Below are 7,951 nucleotides of genomic sequence, written 5' to 3'. Positions count from 1 at the left end.
GCTGAACATCGCGGCGCAGGTGGTCGGGTTCGCGAAGGGGACGCGTCGGGAGTTCACGACGGAGAATCTCACCGAGCTGGGGATCAATGTCGCGATGGGCGCGATCGGCGGGGCGATCGGGTTCGGTATCGGCAAGGTGTTAAGCTGGCGACCGGGCAGGACGCGGGTCATGTCACCTGGCACATGGTCACCTCGGGTCTGGCGTTCGGCACGGCGGGCGGTGCGCGGGCGGCGGCCCAGCGGATCACTCCGCTGAAGGTCAACCCGGTGAAGGTGCCCAGGGCGTTCAACAACAAGTTCGTCCAGGTCAAGACGAGCTTCGAGGGCGGCCCTGCCGGTTCCGGCACGGGCTCCCGGCCGGTGTCGTCGGCGGGTGGCAGCGAGAGGCGGCTGCTTGACCGTGCCAGTACGGTCTCCACCGAATCGTCGTGGTCCTCCGATGCGTCGCTGTCCACCGGTTCGGGGGATGCGAGGCCCGTCGGTGGGGAGATCAGAGGGACGGCGGAGACGGCCGTCCCGTCCGGCAAGGGGGAGATACCCGGCGGTGCGGGAGAAGGTCCCCGCCCGGGTGCCGATCCGGTGGGGCAGGGTAGTCGGCCGGACACGATCGTTCAGGGCCGTGAGATCGCGGCCGGCAACATTACGGCGGTGTCCGAGGGCACGGGCGACACGCTGCGGAGCACGGCACCCGCGGAGGGTGAGGTGCCGGTCAGGCCGGTGTCCTCCACGGTGGAGGCGGCCGTCTCGACGCCGCCGCCCGAGACTCCCCGGGTGCGGTCCGGTCCGGTCGACTCCAGTGGAACCGCGGAGACGACGACCCCTCTGGACAGCTCACCGCCTGTCTCGGAGGCCCCCGGCGTCCCCGCGCAGAGCGATGTTCCGCAGTCGCAGTCGCAGTCGCAGTCGCAGTCGCAGTCGCAGTCGCAGTCGCAGTCGAGCGACGGGACGGTGACCACGCCCGTTCAGGCAAGCGGCTCGTCGGTGTCGATCGGCGATGTGCTCTCCGGTCCACGGCAGGAGCCCCTGGCCCAGCCGCACGTTCAGGTGCAGGGGAGCACGCCTGTCGTCACGGACGCGCCGCTCTCCTCCGGCCGGCCGGACGTGCCGAGTGTGGTCGTCCCCGAAGGTCAGGCTGTCGGCGCCTCGCAGCCCGCCGGTGCACTGCCGTCCACACCCACCGCACAGCCGCGGGCCGGCACGGAAAGCCTCATCGGCGGCGCACACCCCAGCGGCGCCCCCAGCTCCGGCAACTCGGTCCCGGTGTCGGCGCGTACGCAGGAAACCACGGTCACGCCGGCCAGTACTGTGCAGGCAAACACGCCGAGAACCACGGCCACGGGCACGGGCGCGGGCGCGGGCAAGGTCCCGGACATCAACACCGTGTTCTCGGGCGGCACCCCCGGCTCGCCCGCGTCGGATGTACGAGCCCAGTCGAGTGCCAGGGTTTCCGAGGCGGCTCCCAGCCCGGCGCCGTCGACGGTGAAGCGCCCCGAGAACCTCACCGTCACCGCCGATGGCACCGCTTCCGCGCCCTCAGTCCCGGAGTCCCGGCCGGAGATGTCCGAAGTCCTCTCCGGTGAGCCGGTTGGCCCGGGCAGGCTCACGGAAGCGCCGGACGGTGAGCCCCCTGTTCCGGACCGCAAGGCCTTCGAGTCGTTCGCACAGAGGCTGCGTGATCAGGGGCGGGGCAAGGAAGCCGCGCAGCTCATGCTCGAGTACTTCGTCGGAGTGAAGGACCGGGCTCGCTTCGAGATGACCTTGCCGGAAGGTTCGTTCGAGAGCTCACCCGAAGTCGAGGCCGCTCGCACCGAGATGGCCGCCAGAGTGGAGAACGCCCTTACGGAGAGCCTGAGGTCCTTCCCCGAGCTGAGGGGCCCGGACGGGGACAGGCCGGTCTCGGAGCTCATGGAGGCGTTGTCACCGGCGCGGAAGTCGGAGTTCGCGGCTCTGCTGTCGCACAACGGTCTGCGTGAAACGGGCTGGGACCCTCAGCGATTGATGGACAGCGGGATCGTCGAGCAGATGCTCGGCAGGAACGGCAGCACCATCCGGGACGTGATGCCGATCGAATTCGCCGAAGTCCCCCATGCGGCCGACGGCCCGCAGGAGCCGGCGGCGACCGTACCGCTGGAAGCGGGCAGGGCGCCGGCCGAGCATGGCGGCTTGGTGCAGGACCTGCTGCCGGGAACCGAAGCCGACGGCATGCCGTCGGTGGGCCCAGACGGCGATACGCCCCCAGCAGCGGATGAGGAGACCGGTCCCCTGGCTCGGCTGGAGGCGAAGGCCCTCGCCGCGGGGATGACGCCGCAGGAGTGGACCCTCTATCAGGAGCGGTTCGAAGCGGCTCTGGGCAAGGGAGATGCCGAGGCCGCCGCGGCGATCGCGGCGCGGCGTACCGCCCACGTCGCGGAGTTGGAATCGGTGGGGCAGGAGGTGGCGTTCCGTCGTCACCGTGGGAACGAGGAACTCGGCCCGCTCGGGCAGCGGCCGTTCGACGTGGTGGCCGCGGCGAGGGAACGGGCCCTCGACGCCGGCATGTCGGAGCGGGCCTGGAACGGCACGGAGAGCCTGATCAGGGAAGCCGTGGATGAGGGCCGGTTGGCGGACGCCCATGGCCTGATCCGTGAGCGCGACCAGATGGTACGAGAACGGGAGCAGGCTTCCGCCAGGGCGGATCTCGCGCTCGCGGCGCGCTGGGAAGCCCTGCGCGAGGACGCGGACTCCTCGTCGCGGATGACCGGGGACGAAGCCCTCTCGGCGGCGGAGCCGGAGCGGAAGGCCCTGGACGCCGGGATGACAGACGCGGATCTGGAGGCCCGGCCGCGTGAAGGCACGCTGACGGCATCGGATGGTGCTCCCCTGGACCGGCTCCGGGATCTGCCGTCGCCTCCTGGTGAGGACGGGTCGCTGGGTGTGCGCGATGTGCGGATGCTGGAATCACTCCTGGGGCGGGCCCGCGCGGCGCAGATGTCGCCGGAGGAGATCGGGGCGTGGCAGGCCCGCTTCGCCGAAGCGGGCCGCAGGGGGGCTGAAGGCCGGACGGAACTGGTGGAGCTGGGCCTGCGGTTGCACCAGGAGCTTGAGCAGGTCACGGGTGCCTCGAACCGGCCGGGTGTCGACGATGTGCCGACCACACCGCGAGCGACGGTGGAGACGCAGCCGGAGCTGCTGGCGAAAGCCGCGGAGGATGCGGGGGTGTCCTTCAAGGAGCACGCGTCGTGGATGAAGCAGATCCGCGACGCGTGGGCCGCGGGGCGCACCGAGGACGCCACGACACTGGTGGATCGGTTCTGGGAGCGTGTCGGGGAAGCCCAGGCCGACAGGTCGGCTCGGCTGGAACGGGAACTGACCGCGCGGCTGGCGGAGGTCAAGGGCATGCCCATAGACGAGTTCCTGGCCTTCCGGGAGCGCCAGGAAACAGCCGATTCAGCGTTGAAGGACGGCCTGAAGTCGGTGCTGGATGCCCTGGACGGGCAGGGCGGGCAGGGCGGGCTGCGGGAGGAGCTGCGGCAGATCTCCGACACGCTGCCCGAGGACGCCGCCGGATCGCCGTTGGCGGAAGGACTCGGCGACATCCTGCGGGCGAACGGGGAGAGTACGCCCGAGCATCAGCTGCGCGATGACGTCCTTGCCCTACTGGAGGACGGCGCGCCCGTGGAGTGGGACGGCCTCAAGCCACTGCTGGACGGGGCGGAGTCCGAGGGGCCGGCCGAACAGCTGGACTGGCTACCCGACGTCCCTGTGGGCGATGCCGTGTGGGCGCGAGACATGGAGAGGTTCCTCTCCCTCCAAGCGGCCAGGCACGGTATGCCCGAGGGCGAGATCTCGTACTGGCAGGACGGACTCACCGACGCCATCGCATCGGGCTCGGACAAGTCCACGGTGGTGGAACTGAGCCGGGACTGGCACTTCCGCGTCAAGCGGTTCGAATCCCTCGAAGCACTGGCCGGCGAAGCGGTGGAGGCGGGCCAGGGCGCTACGGAGTCGGCCCGTTTCAAGGACGCACTGACGACCGCGCTGCGGCAGGAGGACCTGGCGGAGTTCAACCGTGTCGAGGCCGAGTGGAAGGGCACGATCGCCCAGGCGAAGACCGAGTCGGAATTCCAGCAGTCGATCGAACACAGCACCGCTTCCCTCAAGGACAGGGCCGGAGAATTCGGCATGCCGGACGAGGAATGGGCGAGCTTCGAGACGCGGATCGAGCGGGCCCGCGAGCGCGGCGATGTCCCGGAAGTGCTCAAGGCGATCGAGGAACGCGCCCGGAAGCTCGACGAACTGGAAGCGGCCTTCGACGCCACGACCCGGGAAAGGCTCGCGGCGCTGCGCGACGGCCAGGACGACGGCATGGCCGAGGAACTGGAGGCCTTCGAAGAAGCGGTCGCACAGCAGTGGCGGACCGGCGAGGGTCGGCTGGTCAGCGAGAACGAGCTGTGGAACCTCTTCGAGGACAAGAAGCCCGACGCGCTCAAGGAGAGGTTCGACGACCCCTCCGTTGATCCCCTGCGTGACCTCGATGATCCGGATGGGCCGGATGGGCCGGATGGGCCGGATGGGCCGGAGGACTGGGACCGTCATGTCCAGCGGCGGCTGAAGAACCTCCAGGACGACATCTTCAGCGATGCCAGACGCGTCCAGATGACGCCCGAGGAGCTGGAGATCTGGGCGCTGCGCATCGAAGCCGCGGATGATCCCGTCGCGGTGAGGGAAGACCTGCGCCGTCGCATCGATCACGAGCTCGCCCCACAGCGGGAGATGGACGCCCGGATCGCGAAGTTCGAAGAGAACAGGCGCCAGGAACTGCTCGACCTCGGCTTCAGCCCGCACGAGCTCAACGCGCACGAGCTGGGAATGAACGCCGCGGGCAGGCGCGGCGACCTCGACATGGTGATGAGCCTGAGTGAAGCCTTCGAAGCGAAGGCCGCTGCCAAGCGCACCGAGCCGAACCCGGACCCCGCCCAAAACGCCCTGGACTCCCTCACCCCGCCGCCCTCCGAGGAGCCCGGCGTCACCGTCTCGGCGAGGTCCCCACAGACCGATCCCACCCAGCCCACCCAGCCCGCCGGGCGCCAGGGGCTCAGTGAGCATCTGCTCGTACGGCCCAAGCCGCGCGAGAGCGACGCCCCCGACAACGCCGATGCCCTCCTCGGTTCCAAGCCGTACGGTCCCGGCACCCCGGAGTTCCGCGACCCGCTGGACGCCGTACTCACCAACGCGGCCAAGGAACAAGGCCTCCTCCCCAGCCGGCTCAAGCGGCAACTGGACGAGGTGGTCATGGAGGCGAAGGCACTCCAGGCGAGCGGGATCGACCACGACGCCACAGCCCACCGGGTGACGGAGCTTCACAAGACCGTCGCCGACGCCCGCGACGCCGGCCGGCTCGCTGACGCGCGTGCCGCACTGGAGCAGCTTCGGGCGACCACCGCCGAGGTTCGGCGAACGTCCCTCCAGGATCCGCTTGACGCGCTCCTGGACAGCGTCGACAGTGCGCCGCCGGTGGGGTCGGACGCCGATCAGCGGGCCTGGTCGGCGAGCGTGCCCCAGCACACCGACGGCAAGGCCGCACCGACCCCGCCCCAGACAGGCCAGGACACGCGGACACCGCTCACTCCCCTCGCCCCCGTCGTCGCGCCGGCCCTGCAGGAGCTGTCCCGCGTCGTCGACACCACCGGCCTGCGCACCTTCGAAGCCGGCCCCTACCAGCGGCTGGACCCCGGCCTGCGGCTGCTCGCCCGCACCATCGTCAGCGACACCATCCACTTCCCGCTGACCATCTCCGCGAGAGGCGAAGGACTCCAGCAGCGCAGCCCGCTGGAGTACTGGACCCTCGCCGCCGTCACCCAGGCCCTCACCACCGCCCTCGACTCCGGCACTCCGGCACCCGAAGCGACCGCCCGCGCCCGGGGCCTGGCCGAACGCATCCGCGACGACCAGGGCCTGCCCAGACCCACGGGCCTCAAGGGCGGCATGTGGCAGCCCGGCGACCAACCCGCCACCCAGGGCAGCACGTCACGTTTCCTGACCGACTCCGACGACGAGGCCATCGACTCAGAACAGAGGGAGAGGGGGAAGGAGTTCACGCTGACCACGCTGGAGCAGGGTGTCCAGTCGATGGAAGTGGACGACGAAGCCGACGCCTCTGTCGCGAGGGATGTCGTACCGGACACGCTGGACGCCGCGTTCGAGATCGCGTTCGCGGAACTGCTGGACGACCAGTTGATGGAGGTGGACGAGGAGAGCCAGGAGAACGAGCCCGTTACCGACGAGGACGGTGCGGTACGGACGGCTCTGGACGCCGCGTTCGAGGCCGCGTTCGGGGAGCTTGGAGAAGACCCCGATGGGTGGGAGCAGGGCTTCGCGCCGGCCTTCACCGAGGGGGGTGGGCAGAGCGAGGACTATCTGCTGTTCGGGGACGCCGATGCGTCCGTGGACGACCCCGTGGACGAGCAGGTACTGAGGGATGGTGACGTCGGTGACGACGTGAGTGTGCGTTCCGGGGAGTCGTGGTCCTCGGGTGTGTCGGCGGTGTCGCTGGCGCAGGAGCTGACACTGGCGGGGCTGCGGGAGCTGGAGGCGGCGGCGGACAGCGAGGCGGAGACCTGGTACACCGGCCGCACGGTGCAGGAGGTGCGTCGGCGGCGTGGCGAGCTGCTGGGGAGCTGGGGGGCGGATGCCACGGCCTATCCGGTGCTCGTGGACCATCTGGGCCTGGTCGTGGAGGGGGATGCGCCGCCGAAGGAGCGAAATCTCCTGCTGTTGCTGCTGTCGTTGACGCCGCGGGCCCTGGCGGTGCCGGCCGGGCAGCTGGGCACGTGGCTCAGGCCCCAGCAGCCGCCGGGTGAGAAACACATCGTCGCTGGCCTGGGCACGCTCCACGGCCTGTTCCCCGAAGTGCCCCCGACGCTGGGCGTGCGCAACCGGCCGCCCGGTGAGGACACGGGTGAGGCTTCGGGTGAGCGCAAGGCGTCCGTGGCGGACGTGCTGACGCGGATGCGGATCCCCGTGTGGGAGCGGGGGCGGCTGACCGCGCGTGCGGTGACGGTCCTGGGCAGCTGGGCGGTGGAACTGGGCTACCGGCAGGCCGTGAGCCAGGCTACGCGGGCGAAGGTGGAGGAGATCGCGGCGGTGCTGTTCGGGCACGCCGGTGAGCGGGCGGTGGCCTTCGTCGAACAGCATCTGGACCTCGCGGGCATCCCGCACCACGCCTCACCCCAGTACGGGGCACGCGACCTGGAAAACGTCGACGACGACGAGCCCGCGACTCCGATGGACCGGCTGCGGCTGGCGAAGATCACCGCCGACGCCCACGCCTTCCACTACGGCAGCGTCAACGCCCTCTCGATCGCCGCGCTGCTCGCCGGCCGCCAGGACCCCGCCCCGGGCGATGTCCACCGCGCGCTGGACATGCTGGAGTTCGCCGGCTACAGCGAACTCCTGCGCGGCACCACCCTGTGGGACATCCCCGCCACCGCCCCGGACGCCTCCCTGGAAACCCGCACCCGCATCCAGGGCACCGTCACGGTCCGCGAGGAGAGCGGAGAACTCACCGATACCGGCCGCGCCCTGCTCCAGACGGAGGCGGTCACGATCGCCACCGCCCAGGCCGCCCGCCTGGGCGGCGTCGACCTCGACGCCCTGCTCCCCCAGATCTTCGCCACCGCCCACCAGCACACCGGCCGCCGCACCCTGCGCCGCTGGCTCACCGAGGCCGGCCTGCGCACCCTGACCCGCGACGAGCGGCCCCTCGCCCACGCCCTCGACGCCCTGCACACCTCACGCCACCGCATCGAGCAGTACGCAGCCCAGACCGGGGAACTCCTCGAAGCCGACCTGGGCCACCTCGCCGACCTCTACCTCTCCGAGGTGGAATCCGACCCGCAGCTGCGCCTGCTGCGTCTCAAAGCCCTCCAGCACGCCACCGGCCTGGCCGGTCCCCCCCTGCAGGACGTCACCG

General features: G+C 70.7%; 3 protein-coding genes. 1 reads left to right on the top strand and 2 read right to left on the bottom strand.

The genetic code is table 11. From position 1 onward, the window contains the following. Window positions 1-167: 167 nt before the first annotated feature. Entirely contained in the window at window positions 168-455 is a 288-nt protein-coding gene (locus tag OO54_RS44660; RefSeq protein ID WP_078905622.1) for a hypothetical protein, read from the bottom strand. Between the two features lie 672 nt (window positions 456-1,127). Further along, window positions 1,128-1,508, bottom strand: a complete 381-nt coding sequence (locus OO54_RS44650; protein WP_078905620.1) for a hypothetical protein — start codon at window positions 1,506-1,508, stop codon at window positions 1,128-1,130. 199 nt (window positions 1,509-1,707) lie between these two features. Between OO54_RS44650 and OO54_RS40355 the strand changes: the two genes are divergently transcribed. Beyond that, on the top strand, window positions 1,708-7,951 hold a 6,244-nt coding region (locus OO54_RS40355), incomplete at its 3' end, for a hypothetical protein (protein WP_209440914.1).

Origin of the sequence: Streptomyces wedmorensis (genome assembly GCF_000716445.1) — a bacterium.
Classification (GTDB): domain Bacteria; phylum Actinomycetota; class Actinomycetes; order Streptomycetales; family Streptomycetaceae; genus Streptomyces; species Streptomyces wedmorensis.
This window is presented reverse-complemented; position numbering and strand designations above follow the sequence as displayed.